Genomic DNA, 18,667 nt, shown 5'->3' with positions numbered 1-18,667 from the left:
CATTAAGCCAGAGTTTTTTTATTACCTATACCGAATTACGAACCAGAAGTAGTAGGACAAGTACCAATCGTTCGCTCTTCTACCTTGCTTGTTGAGAAGTTGTAGTATTTAACGTGCGCACCCTTGTTGTCAGTACATACTTTATACTCAATAGTGTTAGCTTCTTTAGGAGCGGGGCTGATAGGATTACCAACAGCAGGGAATGCTGTTGACATAGTGTTAACTGTCTTTGTATCCAAATAGTATGGCTCGCCAGAATTAGCGGCGTCTGTTAGTTTTCCTAAGTCGGCTGGATAACTACTATTTGCTGTGTTGTATAGCTCAGCTTTCTTAGCAACAGCGTCAGCAGCGGATTTGGCAGCAGATGTCTTTGCCTGGTTTTGCAAACCGTTGTATGCAACCAAAGAAACGACTGTCAAAATTGCGATGATCACGATAACGATCAAAAGCTCAACTAGTGTAAAACCTTGATTTTTGATATTCTTTGTAGTCACGATAATGTGCCCCCTAAATTGTTAGTTTGATTTGTAACTTGATAATACTACAACGTTTTTAAAAGCGCAAGCGTTTTTTAATATATATATCGATTCTGTACTGGACGCAAGAATAAAGATTCCGTTGGGCTGAACCTATTATTTTCACTACCTGAAGTTCCATCACCAATCTGCCCATTATCATTCAATCCCCAACAGTAAGAGCGCTTGTCCGACATAATTGCACAGCCGCGGTTTGCCCCAGCAGACAAACTCACTACACTCTCTGAAGCAGGAAGTCCATTTGGACCAACATTAACTGGCTGAGGAGTAAATGTATATTGAATATCTATCCTATTCGCTCCAAGTTGACCCAATCTGTTATCGCCCCAACAATAGACTTTCTTGGTACCGGCATCGTTCGTCAAGGCACAAGAATGGGCAATGCCAACCTCAACCTGTAGCGCCACCCCAGGCAAACCACCGACTAACCTCGGCTCAATATGCTTTTTAGGGGTGCCACTCCCCGGAGATCCAGCCTGTCCGCGCCCAGCGCCACCCCAGCAGTACACTCTACCCGCAGCAATAGCGCAGGTGTGAGTTACATAATCAGGAGAGCCCGACCAAGTGTATCCGTCTTGAGATATATCAGTCACATCCTCCAAGTCTTTAACTCTGGTAGCATTACCATAGCCGCTATAATGCGGCACACCAATACCCAGCTGCCCAAACCTAGCCTGTCCCCAACAGTAAGCTCTTTTTTCGGTGGTTATAACGCACATAGTTTCTGAACGAGATCCGCCAGTTGATAACTTAGTAGCAGAATAATTATTAGGAAGCCTGTCGGGACCGCCCGAATTAATACGCACTGGCGTTGCGCTGGACTTAGGGCTGCCGGGGCTCCCGTAACCCAATTGACCTATATTATTACTACCCCAACAATACACCTTTCCTGCAGCAATAGCACACGAAACATCGCCGGTTCCTCCAATTGCACTGATATTATTTCCAGCAAAATCTGCAGCTAGCGCGCCAGTAGGCGGTTTAACCTCGACTGGTACACTAGAATATTTACCGTCGCCAAACTCTCCATTACCTAGTTGTCCAAATTTATTATTACCCCAACAATATATCTTCCTGACAGAACTAAATTCAGTCAATACACAGCTATGAAATTGTGCCGCAAATATATCAATAATTTTCCCGTTTCTCATATCGCCCACAGAACGCACCTTCACGGGGACATTAGAACTAACAGTAGTTCCGTCGCCCAATTGACCCATAGTATATTCATTACTTTCATACTTGTCATTATTGCCCCAACACCAAACATTATTCGACAATATAGCGCACGTACGATAAGTGCCGCTTACTGTACGCGTTGCGTCAATATCAGCTGGCCAAGTAACTGATTTTTTTACAACAGCAGTATAAGTCTTAAGAACCACGCCACTCCCATTTGTTATTTCAACGCGACCAATAGATGAGATTTGAGCGGTAGCGGCCGACAAAGCCGTGCTTCTAGTCGAAGCCTCCAAATCACCGACTTCAAAAGTCGTCCTAAATTTATTGCCTTCATCAAATACATATTTCTCATAACTCGGATTTACAGCCCCCTTACAATTAGTTTCCGGGCGAAGCGGACCAATTCCACCAGGAACCGACCCCCATGATTGCTCAGCTCCATTAGAATCCAAGCAGGCGTTAGCATACGCCGTACCCGCCTCACCAGCCTCTTGAGCTAACTTGTAATAATACTCTTCCTGAGAGTAAATATATGATTGAGCCACAACCCTCATAGCTCCAGCCAAAAGAGCTAATATGAAAGTACTCATAAGCACGATCAACACCAAAGAATAGCCGTTTTTTTGTCGAATCATAAGTTATTTATCTTTCGTATCATTAATGTTTGAGAATCGGAAACTTGTTTACTTGGTGATTGTATTGTTAAAGTAACCTCTACATTATCCGCGCCATCAAGAGCTTTATTATCGCTATCTGGAGCGTCACTATTTTTGCTTATCAGCGTTTTTCCGTCATAGTAATTAATCTTAAATTCCGAAACTCCAGTTGCCAAAATCGAATCTTCACGAAGCTTCATGGCTCGATCTTTAAACCTATCAGCATCCGTACTATTCATACAAAAGTAACTCGCAGCAGACCCTGAATATGGCGCTGGAGGATAACTGGAAAAATCAACTAAATCATTATAGATAGTCCGTCGATGCAACTCTCCATTCTTCAAAAAATATATGACTATTTTTTTATACTTCGGTTGCTGAGTCTTATTTGCATTACAGTCAAACTTTGGAGTTCTTAGATATACAATCTCCCTAGAATCGGCGCCTCGACCCATATTTGTAGCATATTGGAGTAGTATAAGTGAGTTTTTTTCGGGATCAGTAATGGCGCTACTTGAATACGGATTACTTCTATATCTCCATTCTCTAGGCGTCGCACTAGGGAAATTTTTATCGGTAGCAAACGTATCCTCTCCATCATAACTACTCACCTTAAAGCGCGAAGCTTGACGAACGTCAGTTTCAATTGCATCCATGGAATTGTGCATATTTCGACTAATCTCAACCTTCGCCTTGCTGATAGACGCACTTTGGTTTGCTGAAATTAACATCTGACTAAACACGCCGACGACCATTGCGACAATGACCATCACCAGGGCTAGTTCTACTACAGTAAAACCACTCTCACTAGAACGCCACATATGTCGCATGTACTACCTTCTTTCCACTACCCACGCCAGAGCTTGGCAATCCATATTCTACGATAGACTCCACTTTAATCGGCATCCCCAGGCTAACTGTTCCACTCTTACATCCGTATGGCGCTGATGCATATACTTGCTGCCTAACCATTCCAGGCAGCCCATCGACACTACCAATAGTTCTCGTAACTTCATACCTAGTATTCGACGACGCCGTGTTACACTTAAACCACGACGGAGTGGAATCATTCGCGTAACGACGCATATTATTATACGCCAGAAGACTCGCCTTGTTGTGCTGGGAATTCATGACTGATATTTGGCTAACTTGCGCTTGCATACTTAATATAACAGCCATGAAAATACCAATAACAACCAGAGTTACCGCAACTTCGACAATAGTAAATCCATCGCTTTTTCCCACTAGTCGCGCCATATACTATTCACCCTTTTTTCCGACCCCGTCGAAAATTCCCTATATATAATGTTATATTTCACACAAGTTACCGTCGCCACGTCAGTTATAGGCCCAGAAGTTGGCTTCGTGCAATCTCCATCGTCTATGTTTGCCGCCTCGTACAACAATTCGCCATTACTACCGCCAGCCCAATCACTCCGATTACACTTAACCATTTCTTTTTTTAGTGAATCACTCCCTGCGATTGACGAAAAACTTTTAATAAGATCAGCACAAGAAGGATACTCGTGACCGATAGAACTAACATTTTTATACTTGTAATATCGCTCCAACCTCAAAGACAGCTCAGATACATCGGCCCTCTGCTCCTGATCTTTGGTTAAGTTCAAAAATCTTCCGCCACCAACAAAGGCAATGCTAGCCAAAATCGCCACAACCACAATAACTACTGCCACTTCAACTATCGTATAGCCACCCGTCCCACGATTCATATCAATATTGTAGCGCAAATCTACAAAAAAGCATATGCTTATTATCGGGAAAGTTCTAGCGGCTCTTGCTCAATTTTTATACCGAACTTGTCAAAGACAATTTGCACAATTTCCTCACGAATCGCCGCCAAATCATCATATCCTGTTGCCGAATCGTTTACGAGCACCAGCGCATTCTTTTCGTAAACTCGCATGCCGTGACTGCGATAACCCCTTAAGCCAGCCTTATCTATCAACCAACCTGTCGGGATTTTATATCTTCCGCCAGACATTGCATAGTTTGGAATGTCGCTATATTCTTTTTGCAATTCTTCCAATTTCCATTTTTCAACCAGCGCGTTTTTGAAGAAAGAACCCGCACTTGGCAATTCCGCTGGGTCTGGCAATTTTTCCGAACGAATATTAAGAACTGCCACGCGAATCACCGACAAATTAACCTCACGAATGTCATTCTCGTCAATATATCTCTGTAAAGAAGCGTAATATGGCGGTTTCGGCTCTGCTTTATTTAGTCGTAAAGTAATGTTCAGAATGCAATATCGCCCTTTTTCCTTGTCGCGAAAAATGCTATTTCGATAAGAAAAGTCACATTCATCGGCAGAAATAGTTACAATCGTGTCGGTTTTTGAATCGTAAGCCTCCAGACTAATCAACGTATCGGCAATTTCTTGACCATATGCCCCAACATTCTGAACGGGTGCAGCACCGGCAGTTCCCGGAATCCCCGACATAGCCTCAACTCCCTGAAGCCCAAGCCCAATAGCCTTCTCAACAACCTCATCCCAGACTTCGCCCGCACCAATTTTTACATCAGTTGTTTCGTCAGTTTCAGAAATAACCTCAAAACCTTTAATCTTATTCAACAGTACGATTCCCTCAAAAACCTCATCATGCGTAATCACATTACTGCCACCACCCAACACAAAAATCGGCAAATTTTCCTTTCGGGCATTACGATATAGTGACACAACATCACTAGCAGAATCCGCCGTCGCCATATAGCGAGCCTCACCTCCCAATTTCATAGTCGTGTATTGTTTCAGTGATATATTAGTCATGACGTCCATGCATATAGTATATCATTTTACTCGACCGTCATCTATGATATAATAACTTCATACGCACCCGTAGCTCAGCGGATTAGAGTACTTGGCTTCGAACCAAGGGGTCGCAAGTTCGAATCTTGCCGGGTGTACCAAAATAGCTCGTCATTATGACGGGTTTTTATTTATAATGACACTATAAAAACACTAGTCGAGCGGCTGAGCTAGCTATTCAGTGGCGGGTTCTGAATCTCTGGCGACATTTGCGCAGATTGTGAACCTAAAATTTGGCGAATTTGATCAGCGGTGATAATTGTAGTTGAGCCAGGCGCGACAGTTCCCGCCAGCATTTGCTTGGCGACGGTATTCTCGACAGCTCGCTGGACGACGCGGCGCATCGGACGAGCTCCCAATCTTGGATCATAGCCAGCCTCGACCAACAATTTCTTACCTTCCTCCTCGACCGCAACTTGAATTTTTTGCGGCGCCAAAGTCTTATTAACTCCCGCCAAAATCAAATCAACAACCTGCAGCAATTCCTCTTTTCCTAGCGGACGGAATAGAACAATTTCATCAAAACGGTTCAAGAATTCTGGGCGGAATAAATTGGCATTAATCAACTCGTTAATAAATGTCTGCTCGAATTGCTCCAATTGATAGCCCCGTTCAATATATTCACGAATTCTATCCGCGCCAGCATTTGACGTCGCAATTACAATTGTATCGCGAAAACTAATTTCTCGGTTATTTTCATCGCGAAGTATTCCTTCATCCAAAAGCTGCAAAAGTGTCGTTAAAACCTGCGGATGAGCCTTTTCAATTTCATCCAAAAGCACGACAGAGAACGGGCGCTTCTGAACTTGAGCCGTCAAACTCCCCGGATCTCGCGCGCCATCCGCAATTAACCTAGCCACGTCATCCGGCCTGACAAATTCGTTCAAATCCAAGCGAATCATATTGCCTTCACCACCAAAATAAACATCCGCCAAAGCTTTCGAAAGCTCCGTTTTACCAACACCAGTCGGACCAAGAAACAGAAATGCGCCAATCGGTCGATTCTGATTTCTAACACCTGTGCGCGCGCGGCGAATAGCGTCAGAAACAACTGTCACGGCTCGCGTTTGATTGATCATTCGCTGATGAATTAATGACTCCAAGTTTAACAATTTTTCCTTTTCGTCGCTCAAAGATGCTACCGAAATTTTTATACCAAGAGTCTTTTCAATCGCATCATCCACAGATTGCGCAGTCACTAGCCCACCACTCGCATAACTTGCCGCCGCTTCCAAAATTTTCAACGCCTTACCCGGCATCACTAAGTCCTGAACATAACGATCGCCAACACGATACGCCTCCGCCAGCGCCTGATACATATATGTCACTTTGTGCTGTGCCTCAAATAAAACCAATTGATCGCGCATAATTTTCATAGTTTCGGGTTCATTTGACGGCTGAATTGCAATTGTGTTCAAAGCGTGAGCCAGTTGCGGCTTAGTCTGGGAAATTTGCAAAAATCGCTGATCGTCCATCGTTAAAATCGTCCTAAGTCTGCCCGCCTCCAGAATTGGCAATAACACATTACTCAGGTCAACCGAACCAACGCCTTCTTCGAAGAATAATTGCGCATTGTCCAGACATAAAATCACGTTTTTCGACAGAAAAGCTTCGTTCAAAATCATCGTTACTAGATTTTCCAATTCACCGCGACCCGACGCCACACTAATCAGCGACGACGCGTCAAGCATAAAAACTTGCTGATACATCAGCGAACCAGGAACGCCTCGATGTCCATCAATCAGCATTTCCGCAAACGCCGACACGACAGTACTTTTTCCCGCACCGTCAGCTCCAACCAGCGTAATATTCTGCCGCCCGCCAGAACTAAACGTTTTAAGCATCTGCCCCAGCGTCTCCTCGTGCGCAGCCAACTTAGTTGTAAACGCACCGCCAGATACACTGACGCTAATATTCTGAGCAAATCGACTCAGCAGTGGCGTATAACCAAAAGACCAATCCCTAGCAATTCCGCCCGTATTTAACGGCTTCTCTTTATATTGGTCAATCAGCGCCTTTATTCGCTCGTACCATCGAATAGCCTCCTCGATATCATGAAAATCGATCTTCATATTCGCCAGCAAAGAATCGTGTTGGGGCAATTGCTTTACTATCGCCGCCGCCAAAACCGCGCTAGTAATCTTCGGACTTTTCGTACTCTGCCAAATTTCAATCGCCGCCTTCCAAATCTGCTCCGTTCGATCCGGATCGTCGACGGAAATATTACGCAAGAAATTCGGCGTCAAACCCAGCCGTACTGCCAAAAACTGCCCGGCTCGCGTACCTGTAATCGCCTCAGCAATATCAATCGGCGTCGGTCTGCGCGGCAATTTGCCCAAAACGTCCGCCGCCATCACATCGTCAATTGTCTTAGGATTTTTACTAATCTCCGCAGTCTTTAAGTCTTTTTCCCACCAAATCGACACCATAATCATTGGACCGCTCAGACCAAATAATAGCCAGCCAATAGCCCCGTGTTCAATCAACGACCACAAACCAAGTAGCACCATCATAATGCCGACAGCTATCGCCACGATATGCCAAGCATTGCCGAACCTTACAGAAAATCGTGCTTTCTGAGATCGTAAACTGTCGTAATTAAATCTCGGCTCTATTTCCATACAAAAACTCCCATTTGCCATAAAATAATTCCGATAAACGGCATCAGCGGCAGCGCCAGCCACATAATAATTCCTACAATCATCCACAAAAATCGTAACAATATCATCAATATCCCAATAATTATCACCATGGAGCGCACCACCGCGCCAATTACTCGCGAGAACATCTTGTCAAAAAACGCAGATAGCTGCACGGATAAGTCGCCGCCAACTGGAGCGGCTGAAATCTGGCGAAACGGATTGAATAAGGTTCTCAAAAGCAGACCGACTGAGAAAAAATCCGCGGTTCGTAAAACTCCCAGAAAACTTTGTCGTATATATTGCAACAAGCCATTGCCATACCACCACTGAAAGATACCCACCAAAAACATATTGATATTGTAGCACATCGACCCGGCAGAGTATAATGGAAAATATGGCGAGACAGATGATTAGTACTATTATTGGCAAAAGCGTCAAGAAAGTCGCTAAATTACGCGGCGGCGGTTCGGCCTTGCCGGGTTTGGTGATTGAAAAAATTGACCCAAAATTTATTCAGAGAACGTTGGCAGATTTACCGCAAGGCGTGGTGATTATCAGCGGAACGAATGGGAAAACGACGACGACAAAAATCGTCGTGGAGCTATTAGAATCAGTCGGGCTGAAAGTTTTCACCAATCGTACTGGTAGCAATTTTTCCCGAGGTGTGGCAGCGGCGCTACTTGATGAGGTTAATATCCGCGGCAAGCTGGATGCTGACATTGCAGTTCTGGAACTGGACGAGGCTTGGGCGGTTAAGTTTGTGCAAATTGTTCGTCCGCGCTTTTCCCTGCTTCTGAATGTTATGCGCGATCAATTGGACAGATTTGGAGAAATCGACAATACAGCCGCATTGCTTCAAAAAATAGCTGAAGCCACCAGCGACACTGTCGTTCTCAACCGCGACGATCCACGAATTTTTAAGATTAGCGAACATATTCAGGCTAAAAAAGTGTTCTTCGGTACAACCAGCGAATTGCTTCAATTAATGCCAACAGACGACACTCTAAAATACGGAACCGCAGTCGCAAATCAAAGCGTAGTTGCCGATGTTTTATTGAAAAAAATTAACGCTCAACAGGCGACTTTTCAAATTGACAATAAAGAAATTGACGTAGATCTACAACTCACTGGAGTTTATAATCTTCTCAATGCGGCGGCGGCGGTTGCCCTGGCTCGACAAATCGCGGGACCGGAAATTACCGATACAATTTTATCTGCGCTGGAAAATATAAAGCCGGCGTTTGGTCGTGGCGAAACAATTTACCTGAATGGCACGCCAATTGAGCTTATTTTGGTGAAAAATCCAAGCGGCTTTCGATTGGCACTTCTGTCGTTTGCCAAAAACAATAGCACTACGATGATCGCTGTTAATGACAATTACGCCGACGGACGAGATGTTAGTTGGTTCTGGGACGTCGATTTTTCGCTATTAAAAAACGTAGCAATGATCAGCGGTGCGCGTGCTTACGATATGGCTTTGCGACTTCAATATGACGACATTCCAATTGGGAAAATTGACACTAATATTTCGAAGGCCTTGGAAGATTTTATCAATACTAATCTCGATGAGCCAAAACAGATTTTTTGTAGCTACACAGCCATGACAGCGATTCGTCGCTTGCTGAGCGAAAAAACCGACGTGGAGGAAATATCATAATGAAAATAACAATTGCACAACTTTATCCGCGAGATATGAATCTTTATGGCGACTGGGGCAACACGCTAGTCCTGAAAAAACGACTAGAACGGCGCGGCTTCGAAGTTGAGATTATTGATCACAATCCAGGCGATTCAACAGATTTTTCTAAAATTGATATTTTTGTTGGCGGCGGCGGACAAGATTCTGGGCAGACGATTATCCAAAATGATCTTCTGGCGCGAGCTGATGAACTGCGACAATTAGCAAAAGACGGTGTGCCGATGTTGATGATTTGCGGAATGTACCAATTATTTGGTCGATTTTTCCGAACACTCAAGGGCGAGGAAATTGTTGGCGCTAATATTCTGCCGATTGAAACAATTGCTGGCGACGAGCGGATGATCGGTAACATTGTCATTAGAAGTCAGGAATTTGGAGATATCGTTGGCTATGAAAATCACAGCGGACAAACTTTCCTAGATAAGACCGCCAAACCTCTTGGGCAAGTTATTAAAGGCGCCGGCAATAATATGACCGACGCAAATGAGGGTGTTCGCTATAACAACATCATCGCCACTTACCTCCATGGTCCGATTCTACCTAAAAACCCACAAATTGCAGACTTTCTTATTGGCGAAGCACTAGAGCGGCGCGGCGTAAGCGCAGATTCGGGGCTGGAAAAAATTGACGATACTTTAGCGAATAAAGCGAGAGAGATAGCGTTAAAATTATCCAGATAATTCATGAAAAAAATCCGTATATATCTTAAAAAGCTATATTCATTTCTTCATCAAATGCCCGGCTGGGTTTGGCTAATTCCAATCTTAATTTTAGCCGTCAACGTTCGACTTACCTATTTAACAAAAGCCGATATTTGGCACGATGAAGGCTATACGGCAGCCATCATTCAGCAACCAATCAGAGAAATTATCGCCATTACGACCACAGACGTTCACCCGCCACTTTATTACGTTATTATGCACGTTTGGCAATCGATTTTCGGCAATTCCGTAGCTTCGCTCAGAGGATTTAGCGTTACGTGCGGAGTTCTGACGATTGCCCTATTATTTCTATTACTCCAAAAACTTTTCTCTAAAAGAATTGCCGTATTTGGAAGTTTTTTAGCAGCGCTAGGACCGTTCTTAATCCGCTATAGCGACGAAGCTCGAATGTATGCACTGACAGCACTTTTGGCTGTAGCAATGACATACGCATTTGTCGTGGCAGTCGAGCACAAAAATAAGAAGTTCTGGTGGGTGCTATATGGAATTTTAGTAGCACTCGGTCTTTATACGCAATATTTCCTAGCGCTCATATTAACGGCGCATTTCGTATATATTTGGCTAAAACTCGGCGGAAATCGCACTGCCATAAAAAATATATTTAAGGACAAAAACGTTTGGCTTGCCGCAGGAACATGCTTTTTACTATTCCTTCCCTGGCTACCAGTTATGATCTCCCAAACCAGCCGAGTAAGCGGTGGCTTCTGGATCCCCGAAGTCACTAAATTTACCATCCCAACAACACTATCAATGTTCTTAACTTATGACGACAGAATTGTCCGCTATTTTGGGCTGCTACTGCCGCCAATTATAATCGCAATTTCACTCATCCTAGCCAAAAAACACCCAAAATACCAAGCAGCAATTTGGATTTTAACAATTTGGTTGCTGCTGCCGATGATCATCGTTTACATACTCAGCCAGGGTCGACCAGTTTACTTAGATCGATACTTCACTTATTCGGCACCGGCGTTTTACGGCTTAACCGCGATATTCATCGGGCTTATTTTTTCTAATAAAAAATGGTGGTCTATTGGAATATCTATTGTCCTGACATTATTTATCGGTCATTATATGTGGCATATCGGCAGTAAAAATATCGCAGAATCATCCTGGAACAACACCAGCACAGCCATGAATCATATAAATGAAAATATCCAGAGTAGTGATGTTATTATCTCTGGCGAGATCTACACTTATTTTCATACTTCATATTACAACCGCACAAATAAAGAAATTATACTCCTGAAGCCAAAAGAAGAACTGGGTTGGGTTGGCGAATGGGGATTAATTAAAAAATTGAATACTCCAGAAATTAGTTCTTTAGAGTTAGTAAAATCTCCAAGAATCTGGCTTATTCTTCGCGAAAAAACATATGACGAATATAAAAAACAAGTTCCGCCCTATTGGCAATTAAAGCAAGAATTTCATGATGGCGATTTGATTATTGGACTATACGAAAATAAAAAATAACTGGTTAAATGCCAGTTATTTTAATACGTTGAATGATTTCAATTGGTCGGGGTGAAAGGACTCGAACCTTCGACCTCACGGTCCCAAACCGCGCGCGCTAGCCAACTGCGCCACACCCCGAAGATATCTCTATCATTCGCTCTGATCTATCTTAACATATATCACTGAATAAGTACAGGAAAATCCCATAAAACTTAAAAGAGATCACTAAAAATACAACAGCTAAGCATTCACAGCTTCAATCTCAACCGACAATACTTCTTTTTTGATTGGCAAAGATTGACCGGGCTCGAACGTATAAACCAGCAATTGACCAAATGGCATCTCTACATTCGCCATCTCGGCCTCCGGAACTTGGTCGAGATGCTTAATTAAAGCTCGAATAGAATTGCCGTGAGCCACCAATAAAATATTCTCACCATTTTGCAATTTTGGCAAAATCTCTTGCTCAAAATATGGAACAACCCGCGCATAAACGTCCTTCAAAGTTTCGCCGCCCGGCACTGGATAATCCCAACCGCGTCGAATACCATTAAAAGCCTCTTCGCCAATCTCCGCTTTAACTTCCCATTTATTTTTTCCAGTTAAATCACCATAATCACGCTCGTTTAACTCAGTTGCATGCGTTGTTTGTAGATTTTCAACACCGCACCCTTCGAGTAGCGCTGCCAAAGTTTGTTGTGTACGTTTTAATGACGAAGTGTAAGCCTCATTAAATACCACACCTTTCAGCAAAGCGCCCAATCGCACTGTGTCATTATGACCTTTTTCCGTCAAATTAACATCCGTCCAGCCAGTCCACTTACCAAGCAGATTCCACTCGCTCTCACCGTGCCGACTAATAACTAATATTCCCATTATTTCCCTCCAATCATCGGCGCAAAAAATTCTACAACTTCTTTTTTCACGCCGTCATTATCAATAATTTTCGTATTTACGTAACCGAATTTATCAATTGCCCAAAATCTGATTGCCCAGAGCAGCGACATGTCTTCAAAATCAATCTCATTTTTGGCAATAAATTTACTAGCCACAATTTCCGATTCCTGCAATTTTATCTCAGAAAAAGCATCGTTTTCTAACTTTGTAAAAAACACAAATTGATGCGTCAAAAACTCATCAGAATGACGCGAAGCAACCATGGCAAGTTTCAGATCCTTAGGATCGACTTGAATGTCGACTTCTTCTTTCACCTCGCGCACCGCCGCTTCCAACGGGGATTCTCCAGCGTCAACAATGCCACCAGGCAGCGACCAATGGTCTTTATAGCCAGCCTTGACAATCAATAGTTCGCCCTGCTCATTTTCAATCAGCACTGCCGCACTAGAAAAACGCCTATCCAAACTTACCAGCCAAGCCCGTCGCTCTTCATCTGTAAATTTCATTATTTAGCAAACTCAATTGCTCGCGTTTCGCGAATCACGTTAACCTTAATGGTGCCAGGATATTGCATTGTAGACTCAATTTTCGTCGCAATATCTCGCGCCAATTTAATCGCCGACAAATCATCAATTGTCTGAGGTTTCACAATCACACGAACTTCACGGCCGGCAGAAATCGCGTAAGCCTTATCAATTCCCTCAAAGCTCGTAGCGACATTTTCCAAATCGCGCATTCGCTCTGCAAAGTTTTCAGCCGAAACGTTACGCGCACCTGGACGTGCAGCCGAAGCCGCGTCACAAACTCGAACAATAATTGCCTCTGGAGTTGTTGCTTCGATATCATCGTGGTGCGCTTCGATTGCGTGAACAATCCTCTCGTCCATACCATATTTACGAGCTAATTCCGCCCCAATATGATGATGCTTGCCCTCAATTTTATGTGACACAGCCTTACCAACGTCATGAAGAAGTGTAGCAATTTTCGTAATGCGCACATCCGCGCCGATTTCTTCGGCAATCATTCCAGCAATTTGCGCCATCTCTGTTGAATGCTTCAAAACGTTCTGCCCGAAGCTGGTACGAAACTTCAATTCACCAAGAAGCAACAGCATTTCCTTCGGAATCCCAACCACGCCAGTTTCGCGCATAGCATCTTCACCAGCTTGTCGAACCTCTTTTTCAATCTGTTTCTTAGCCTTGGCAACAACCTCTTCAATGCGTGCAGGATGAATACGACCGTCTTTCATTAGCATCTCAAGACTAAGACGAGCCACTTGTCGGCGAACAGGATCAAAACTCGACAAAATAATCATGCCAGGTGTATCGTCAACTAAAATATCGACGCCAGTTTCGCGCTGGAGCGCCTGAATATTACGCCCCTCCTTACCAATAATTCGACCTTTCATCTCGTCATCAGTCAATTTGACAGCAGTCACCGTGCGTTCAGCAGTAACTTCACTGCTCATTCGTTCCATCGCGGTCACTAGGATCATTTGCGCCCGTTCTTCAGCGTCATCCATTGCGTCATGTTGTAATTTCGACACCAAACCGACCAAGTCTTGCTTAATGTCACGCTCGGTCATCTGCATTAACTTATCGGCAGCGTCTTTTTTCTTCAATCCAGCGATTTTTTCCAATTTCTCCTGCTGCCTGGAGCGGATGTCGCGAATTTCATTTTTAAGATTATCAACTTCATCCTCATGCGCGCGCAATTTTTCTGCTCGTCGATCAAGCTCCTCCAGCTTATTATCCAGAGTCTTCTCGCGATCCGCCAAACGATTTTCGGTCTTTTGCCATTCCTTGCGACGTTCATTTTCAATCTTAAGCGCCTCGTCCTTAGCCTTAAGGACGATGTCGCTCGCCTTAGTTTTCGCATCTGCCAGATCTCGCTCAATCTGATTTTTACCGTTAATTTGGCGAGTTCTCTGATATCCAATAAGACCAGCAGCACCCGCGCCAGCCCCAATAGCCGCAGCAATAATTACTTCTATCATTATCATTCCTTTCCGATCAGCCGCCCCTGAGTGTTCGTCTCAAGGAAAAATATCAACAGCCAATCAACTTCAAACTATCTAATTCGGCGAATCAAAAATCGCAAACCGCCGTAATTTAATTATACACGGTTTTGACGGTTTGAGCGATAAAAATTATTTTCGCGGCGCAGTGATATTCGCAGCAGCACCGTACTCTGGCATAACAATTTTTTCATTCTCGCCAGAACGCAATTTGCCCAAAGCCAAATCACGCCAATTGTTACCCATCGCACCAACAATAGGAATATTCAAGCTGTCCGCCAAGGTATTCACAACCGTCAAACCAATTCTCAGCCCCGTAAAACTTCCTGGCCCTTTCATCACGCCAATGCCGCTTATCAGATGCAAATCGCCAGTCTTTTCTTCCAAAAATTTCAACAAATTCCGCGCCAACGTTCGCCCAGCTTCCCATTCAAAATCCTGACGATTTTCTCCATTGACTATCGTCAAAAAACATGTTGATGTTGAAGTGTCCAATAAAATTATCACGCCATATTCTCCTTTATTTTTCCCAAAAGTTCATCAGATTTTTTGCCGCCAGGATAAAATTCCACAAGCCGCCCTTCTTCGCTAATCGCAGTAATTTTTATCACCAACCGATCGCTCGGCAATGCATCATCGACAGCACCAGCCCATTCAACTACAACAACCGAATTAGAATCCGCCACTTCACGAATCTCCTCGCTCATAATTCCAGCATTTCCCAATCTATAAAAATCGTAATGCGTCAAACTCAGACCGCGAGGCGAATCATACACGCGCGAAATCGTGAAAGTTGGACTCTGAACTGGCTCGTTGATCTCTAAAGCTTGCGCTATTCCCTTCGTCAATGTAGTTTTCCCCGCGCCAATATCACCGACCAATTCCAGAACTTCCCCACCAGAAACAGCCCGACCAATTGCCGCGCCCAATTCTCGCATTTTCTCTTCACCAGAAATATTCACTCTTATATTATACTATGCTAGCTTTTTTTTGGCGATGATAGTACAATAACCATAAGAGTTATGCGTGTTTCAGACCAGACAATTGAGAGCATTCTGAAACAAGGTGGGGTTGTTGATGAGCCGCAGCTTGCTGATTTGAAATTGATCGCTGAACGGTCGAAGCAAACATTGCAAGAAACCGCTATTGAACAAAAAGTCATTTCTGAGGAAGATTTGACAAAGTTGATCGGCGATTATATCGGCGTGCCTTTCGTGCGAATTGAACCAAAGGATATTCCCGAAGATATATTGAAACGAATTCCTGAACATATCGCGCGTCAGTATAATGTTGTGCTTTTTGAGAAAAATGAGGACGACAGCTTGTCGCTTGCAATGGAAGACCCAGACGACGTGCAGGCGTTGAACTTTATCCAGAAAGAAATTGGCTACAACACTAAGGTTTTCCTAGCGACAAAAAGCAACATTTTGGACTGTTTGGAAAATTATCGCGGCAATATCAATGCCGAACTCGACGAAGTTATTGCGGTGCAAAAAGACGCTTCCGCCGAAGATCAAAACGTTAGCCAAGACGATTTTGCGGAAAATTCACCAATTGCCCAAACTGTTAATTTGTTACTGGAATATGCCATAAAATCCAACGCTTCCGACATTCATATCGAGCCACGCGAAGATTACGTTCAAGTTCGTTATCGAATTGATGGTGTTTTGAAGGAAGTTAACAAATTGCCACGAAACGTTCACGGCGCTTTGGTGAGCCGCATTAAAATTCTCTCCAATCTGAAAATTGACGAACGCCGCGTGCCACAGGACGGACGATTTAAGATAAAAGTTTCAGGAAAACAATACGCGCTTCGTGTTTCGACATTGCCAATCGCTGACGGCGAAAAAGTGGTTATGCGTATTTTGGACGAATCGAACCAGGCTGTTAAACTGGATCAGCTTGGCTATTGGGGTCTGTCGCTCGCAACCGTAAAAGACGCAATGGCTCAGCCGAACGGAATGATCCTGGTGACTGGACCAACCGGATCGGGAAAATCGACCAGTTTGTTTAGCGTCTTGTCTGAACTCAATACTCCAGATGTCAATATTTCCACAATTGAAGACCCAGTAGAATATAAAATCCCAGGAGTCAATCAAACCCAGACCAACGCCAAAGCTGGAATGACCTTCGCATCAGGACTAAGGGCTCTACTTCGCCAAGACCCAAATATCATCATGGTTGGAGAAATTCGCGACGGCGAAACTGCAAACCTTGGTGTTCAAGCAGCGCTGACTGGGCACTTGGTATTCTCGACACTACACACCAACAACGCTGCAACGTGTTTGCCACGTCTGCTGGATATGGGAATTGAGCCATTCTTGATCGCTTCAACCGTGAAGGCGGTGATTGGACAGCGACTAGTTAGGCGCTTATGTATGAATTGCCGCCAAGAATATACTCCAAACGAGGAAGAAATAAAGTATATCACCGAGATGTTTAAGATAAACACCGAGTCAATTAAGAAAATCCACAACCTTGAAGAGCAGGCTTTTGAGGATAAAATTGGTGGCGACACGCCCATGGGGTCAACAGATTCAACAATCGGACGATTATGGCGACCGAATCCAGAAGGTTGTGACGAGTGTGGACATAACGGATTCAAGGGTCGCGTTGGTATTTACGAAGTTCTTGGCATATCCATCCCTATCCAAAAAATGATTACCGCCAATGCCACCAGTAATGATATTCAAGATCAAGCGATTTCCGAAGGCATGGTGACAATGCAGATGGATGGACTTATTAAATCACTGCGCGGAATCACCACTGTAGACGAAGTTTTGAGGGCAACAAGGGAGTAATATTATGCCAATTTTTGAATATTTGCTTGTCAATAAAAAGAAAGAGACCGTCTCTTCAACGATTGAAGCAGCCGACAAACTGTCTGCCATTAACAATTTGAGGTCACGCGGACAATTGATAAAAATTGAAGAAAAAGGCGCAAAAAAAGAGCTTAGTTTTTCTTTCGGCAAGAAAAAGAAAGGTGCCAAGACTGAAGAACTGGTGATGTTTACTCGCCAATTAAGCGCCATGGTTTCAGCTGGCGTTCCTATTCTTCGTTCTCTTAATTCTATGGCAAAACACGCCGAAAGCGCCAATTTCCGAGACACGATCAACGCTGTGATTAAAGATATTGAAGGCGGTATGTCTTTTGCGGATGCTCTGAGTAAACATCCAGAAACCTTCAATGATATTTATGTAAACATGGTTGCTGCGGGTGAAACCGGAGGTATTTTGGACGACATCTTAAAACGTCTAGCCCTTCAGCAGGAAAAAAACTCATCCATGAAGAAAAAAATTAAAGGTGCCATGACATATCCGATCGTTCTTCTAGTCATTACGATCATCGCCTTCTTCATCCTGATGATCTTCATTATTCCGGTTATCGGTAAAACCATTAAAGATATGGGCGGACCTGACGCCAAATTGCCACTTCTTACTGAAATTATGCTCGGAATTAGCGATTTCGTAGTGTCATTTTGGTATATAATCATTCCAATATTTGCCGGAAGCATTTGGCTATTAATTAGCTATATTAAAACTCCAAAAGGTCGCGTAAAATTTCACAATATCATCATCAAAGTTCCAGCCGTCGGTCCAATTATTAAAAAGGTGGCAATCGCCCGCTTTACTCGAACCTTCTCTGCTCTTATCGGTGCAGGTGTGGCCGTGCTTGAAGCATTAGACGTAACTTCGCGCGCCGTCGGAAATGTCGCCTATGAAAAATCCCTTAAAGAAGCTACTAAGCGAGTTCAAAACGGTGAAGTGCTATCAAAAATTATCGCCGAACGAGATGATTTATATCCGCCGATTGTTGCGCAAATGCTATCTGTCGGTGAAGAAACTGGACAAACAGACAAGGTTCTGGTTAAAGTCGCTGACTTTTACGAGGAAGAGGTCGATACCGCGATTGACGGCGTTAGCTCTATTATTGAGCCGGTGATGATCGTTGCTATGGGTATTGTTATTGCCCTGGTGGCGGTTAGTGTTATGGGTCCAATTACAAGTATGGCGGGTCAAGTTAAGGAATAATA

General features: G+C 43.8%; 18 protein-coding genes and 2 tRNA genes. 6 read left to right on the top strand and 14 right to left on the bottom strand.

From position 1 onward, the window contains the following. Positions 1-35 precede the first annotated feature (35 nt). From LRM45_RS02470 to murB, 6 genes are all read right to left on the bottom strand, one after another. Positions 36-494 (bottom strand): prepilin-type N-terminal cleavage/methylation domain-containing protein, encoded by a 459-nt coding sequence (locus LRM45_RS02470; RefSeq protein ID WP_243826605.1) that lies wholly within the window; start codon positions 492-494, stop codon positions 36-38. 77 nt (positions 495-571) lie between these two features. Beyond that, complete coding sequence (locus LRM45_RS02465; protein ID WP_243826604.1) at positions 572-2,353, bottom strand: RCC1 domain-containing protein; 1,782 nt, start codon at positions 2,351-2,353, stop codon at positions 572-574. Continuing rightward, on the bottom strand, positions 2,350-3,195 hold the full coding sequence (locus LRM45_RS02460) for a PulJ/GspJ family protein (RefSeq protein WP_243826603.1): 846 nt from the start codon (positions 3,193-3,195) through the stop codon (positions 2,350-2,352). Before LRM45_RS02460 ends, LRM45_RS02465 begins: the two co-directional genes overlap by 4 nt. Continuing rightward, positions 3,182-3,631 carry a type IV pilus modification PilV family protein gene (locus tag LRM45_RS02455; protein WP_243826602.1) on the bottom strand — a complete coding sequence of 150 codons (450 nt, stop codon included), beginning with the start codon at positions 3,629-3,631 and terminating at the stop codon, positions 3,182-3,184. The genes LRM45_RS02460 and LRM45_RS02455 overlap by 14 nt, the downstream gene beginning before the upstream one ends. Then, entirely contained in the window at positions 3,619-4,104 is a 486-nt protein-coding gene (locus LRM45_RS02450) for a prepilin-type N-terminal cleavage/methylation domain-containing protein (RefSeq protein ID WP_243826601.1), read from the bottom strand. The genes LRM45_RS02455 and LRM45_RS02450 overlap by 13 nt, the downstream gene beginning before the upstream one ends. Before the next feature lie 41 nt (positions 4,105-4,145). Next, positions 4,146-5,171: a UDP-N-acetylmuramate dehydrogenase gene (murB, locus tag LRM45_RS02445; RefSeq protein WP_243826600.1), complete on the bottom strand. Its 1,026-nt coding sequence runs from the start codon at positions 5,169-5,171 to the stop codon at positions 4,146-4,148. Between the two features lie 54 nt (positions 5,172-5,225). Between murB and LRM45_RS02440 the strand changes: the two genes are divergently transcribed. Continuing rightward, positions 5,226-5,302, top strand: a tRNA-Arg gene (locus LRM45_RS02440). Between the two features lie 69 nt (positions 5,303-5,371). Here the strand turns inward: LRM45_RS02440 and LRM45_RS02435 are convergent. Then, a complete protein-coding gene (locus LRM45_RS02435) occupies positions 5,372-7,822 on the bottom strand; it encodes an AAA family ATPase (RefSeq protein WP_243826599.1) in 2,451 nt (816 codons plus the stop codon). Then, positions 7,813-8,193 (bottom strand): hypothetical protein, encoded by a 381-nt coding sequence (locus LRM45_RS02430; protein ID WP_243826598.1) that lies wholly within the window; start codon positions 8,191-8,193, stop codon positions 7,813-7,815. Before LRM45_RS02430 ends, LRM45_RS02435 begins: the two co-directional genes overlap by 10 nt. Before the next feature lie 44 nt (positions 8,194-8,237). Here LRM45_RS02430 and LRM45_RS02425 point away from each other — a divergent pair, with 44 nt between their 5' ends. From LRM45_RS02425 to LRM45_RS02415, 3 genes are read left to right on the top strand one after another with little or no spacing between them, the layout of a single operon-like run. Further along, positions 8,238-9,500, top strand: coding sequence for a Mur ligase family protein (locus LRM45_RS02425; protein WP_243826597.1), 1,263 nt, complete (start codon positions 8,238-8,240; stop codon positions 9,498-9,500). Next, on the top strand, positions 9,500-10,222 hold the full coding sequence (locus LRM45_RS02420; protein ID WP_243826596.1) for a type 1 glutamine amidotransferase: 723 nt from the start codon (positions 9,500-9,502) through the stop codon (positions 10,220-10,222). The genes LRM45_RS02425 and LRM45_RS02420 overlap by 1 nt, the downstream gene beginning before the upstream one ends. 3 nt (positions 10,223-10,225) lie before the next feature. Further along, complete coding sequence (locus LRM45_RS02415; protein ID WP_243826595.1) at positions 10,226-11,737, top strand: glycosyltransferase family 39 protein; 1,512 nt, start codon at positions 10,226-10,228, stop codon at positions 11,735-11,737. 43 nt (positions 11,738-11,780) lie between these two features. Here LRM45_RS02415 and LRM45_RS02410 read toward each other — a convergent pair. From LRM45_RS02410 to tsaE, 6 genes are all read right to left on the bottom strand, one after another. Further along, positions 11,781-11,857 (bottom strand) — tRNA-Pro (locus LRM45_RS02410). A 102-nt stretch (positions 11,858-11,959) separates the two neighbouring features. Beyond that, positions 11,960-12,595: a 2,3-bisphosphoglycerate-dependent phosphoglycerate mutase gene (locus tag LRM45_RS02405; protein WP_243826594.1), complete on the bottom strand. Its 636-nt coding sequence runs from the start codon at positions 12,593-12,595 to the stop codon at positions 11,960-11,962. Continuing rightward, on the bottom strand, positions 12,595-13,122 hold the full coding sequence (locus tag LRM45_RS02400; protein WP_243826593.1) for an NUDIX domain-containing protein: 528 nt from the start codon (positions 13,120-13,122) through the stop codon (positions 12,595-12,597). The genes LRM45_RS02405 and LRM45_RS02400 overlap by 1 nt, the downstream gene beginning before the upstream one ends. After that, positions 13,122-14,612 carry a ribonuclease Y gene (gene rny / locus LRM45_RS02395; RefSeq protein ID WP_243826592.1) on the bottom strand — a complete coding sequence of 497 codons (1,491 nt, stop codon included), beginning with the start codon at positions 14,610-14,612 and terminating at the stop codon, positions 13,122-13,124. The genes LRM45_RS02400 and rny overlap by 1 nt, the downstream gene beginning before the upstream one ends. Before the next feature lie 153 nt (positions 14,613-14,765). Next, positions 14,766-15,140: a tRNA (adenosine(37)-N6)-threonylcarbamoyltransferase complex dimerization subunit type 1 TsaB gene (gene tsaB, locus LRM45_RS02390; protein WP_243826591.1), complete on the bottom strand. Its 375-nt coding sequence runs from the start codon at positions 15,138-15,140 to the stop codon at positions 14,766-14,768. Then, positions 15,137-15,595 (bottom strand): tRNA (adenosine(37)-N6)-threonylcarbamoyltransferase complex ATPase subunit type 1 TsaE, encoded by a 459-nt coding sequence (gene tsaE, locus LRM45_RS02385; RefSeq protein WP_243826590.1) that lies wholly within the window; start codon positions 15,593-15,595, stop codon positions 15,137-15,139. The genes tsaB and tsaE overlap by 4 nt, the downstream gene beginning before the upstream one ends. Positions 15,596-15,655: 60 nt before the next feature. Here tsaE and LRM45_RS02380 point away from each other — a divergent pair, with 60 nt between their 5' ends. Both LRM45_RS02380 and LRM45_RS02375 read left to right on the top strand, forming a co-directional pair. Next, the gene (locus LRM45_RS02380) at positions 15,656-17,434 is read left to right on the top strand and encodes a GspE/PulE family protein (RefSeq protein WP_243826589.1); all 1,779 of its coding nucleotides are present in this window, start codon (positions 15,656-15,658) and stop codon (positions 17,432-17,434) included. Positions 17,435-17,438: 4 nt separating this feature from the next. Next, entirely contained in the window at positions 17,439-18,665 is a 1,227-nt protein-coding gene (locus LRM45_RS02375) for a type II secretion system F family protein (protein WP_243826588.1), read from the top strand. Positions 18,666-18,667: the final 2 nt, after the last annotated feature.

This window comes from Candidatus Nanosynbacter sp. TM7-057, assembly GCF_022828295.1.
Classification (GTDB): Bacteria; Patescibacteriota; Saccharimonadia; order Saccharimonadales; family Saccharimonadaceae; genus Nanosynbacter.
The sequence above is the reverse complement of the archived record's forward strand: the minus strand, read 5'-3'. Positions and strand labels throughout refer to the sequence as shown.

Coding starts and splice junctions, on each gene's coding strand:
- LRM45_RS02465 (WP_243826604.1), bottom strand. CDS start 2,353: ATGATTCGACAAAAAAACGGCTATTCTTTGGTGTTGATCGTGCTTATG.
- LRM45_RS02460 (WP_243826603.1), bottom strand. CDS start 3,195: ATGTGGCGTTCTAGTGAGAGTGGTTTTACTGTAGTAGAACTAGCCCTG.
- LRM45_RS02455 (WP_243826602.1), bottom strand. CDS start 3,631: ATGGCGCGACTAGTGGGAAAAAGCGATGGATTTACTATTGTCGAAGTT.
- LRM45_RS02450 (WP_243826601.1), bottom strand. CDS start 4,104: ATGAATCGTGGGACGGGTGGCTATACGATAGTTGAAGTGGCAGTAGTT.
- murB (WP_243826600.1), bottom strand. CDS start 5,171: ATGGACGTCATGACTAATATATCACTGAAACAATACACGACTATGAAA.
- LRM45_RS02435 (WP_243826599.1), bottom strand. CDS start 7,822: ATGGAAATAGAGCCGAGATTTAATTACGACAGTTTACGATCTCAGAAA.
- LRM45_RS02430 (WP_243826598.1), bottom strand. CDS start 8,193: ATGTTTTTGGTGGGTATCTTTCAGTGGTGGTATGGCAATGGCTTGTTG.
- LRM45_RS02425 (WP_243826597.1), top strand. CDS start 8,238: ATGGCGAGACAGATGATTAGTACTATTATTGGCAAAAGCGTCAAGAAA.
- LRM45_RS02420 (WP_243826596.1), top strand. CDS start 9,500: ATGAAAATAACAATTGCACAACTTTATCCGCGAGATATGAATCTTTAT.
- LRM45_RS02415 (WP_243826595.1), top strand. CDS start 10,226: ATGAAAAAAATCCGTATATATCTTAAAAAGCTATATTCATTTCTTCAT.
- LRM45_RS02405 (WP_243826594.1), bottom strand. CDS start 12,595: ATGGGAATATTAGTTATTAGTCGGCACGGTGAGAGCGAGTGGAATCTG.
- LRM45_RS02400 (WP_243826593.1), bottom strand. CDS start 13,122: ATGAAATTTACAGATGAAGAGCGACGGGCTTGGCTGGTAAGTTTGGAT.
- rny (WP_243826592.1), bottom strand. CDS start 14,612: ATGATAGAAGTAATTATTGCTGCGGCTATTGGGGCTGGCGCGGGTGCT.
- LRM45_RS02380 (WP_243826589.1), top strand. CDS start 15,656: ATGCGTGTTTCAGACCAGACAATTGAGAGCATTCTGAAACAAGGTGGG.
- LRM45_RS02375 (WP_243826588.1), top strand. CDS start 17,439: ATGCCAATTTTTGAATATTTGCTTGTCAATAAAAAGAAAGAGACCGTC.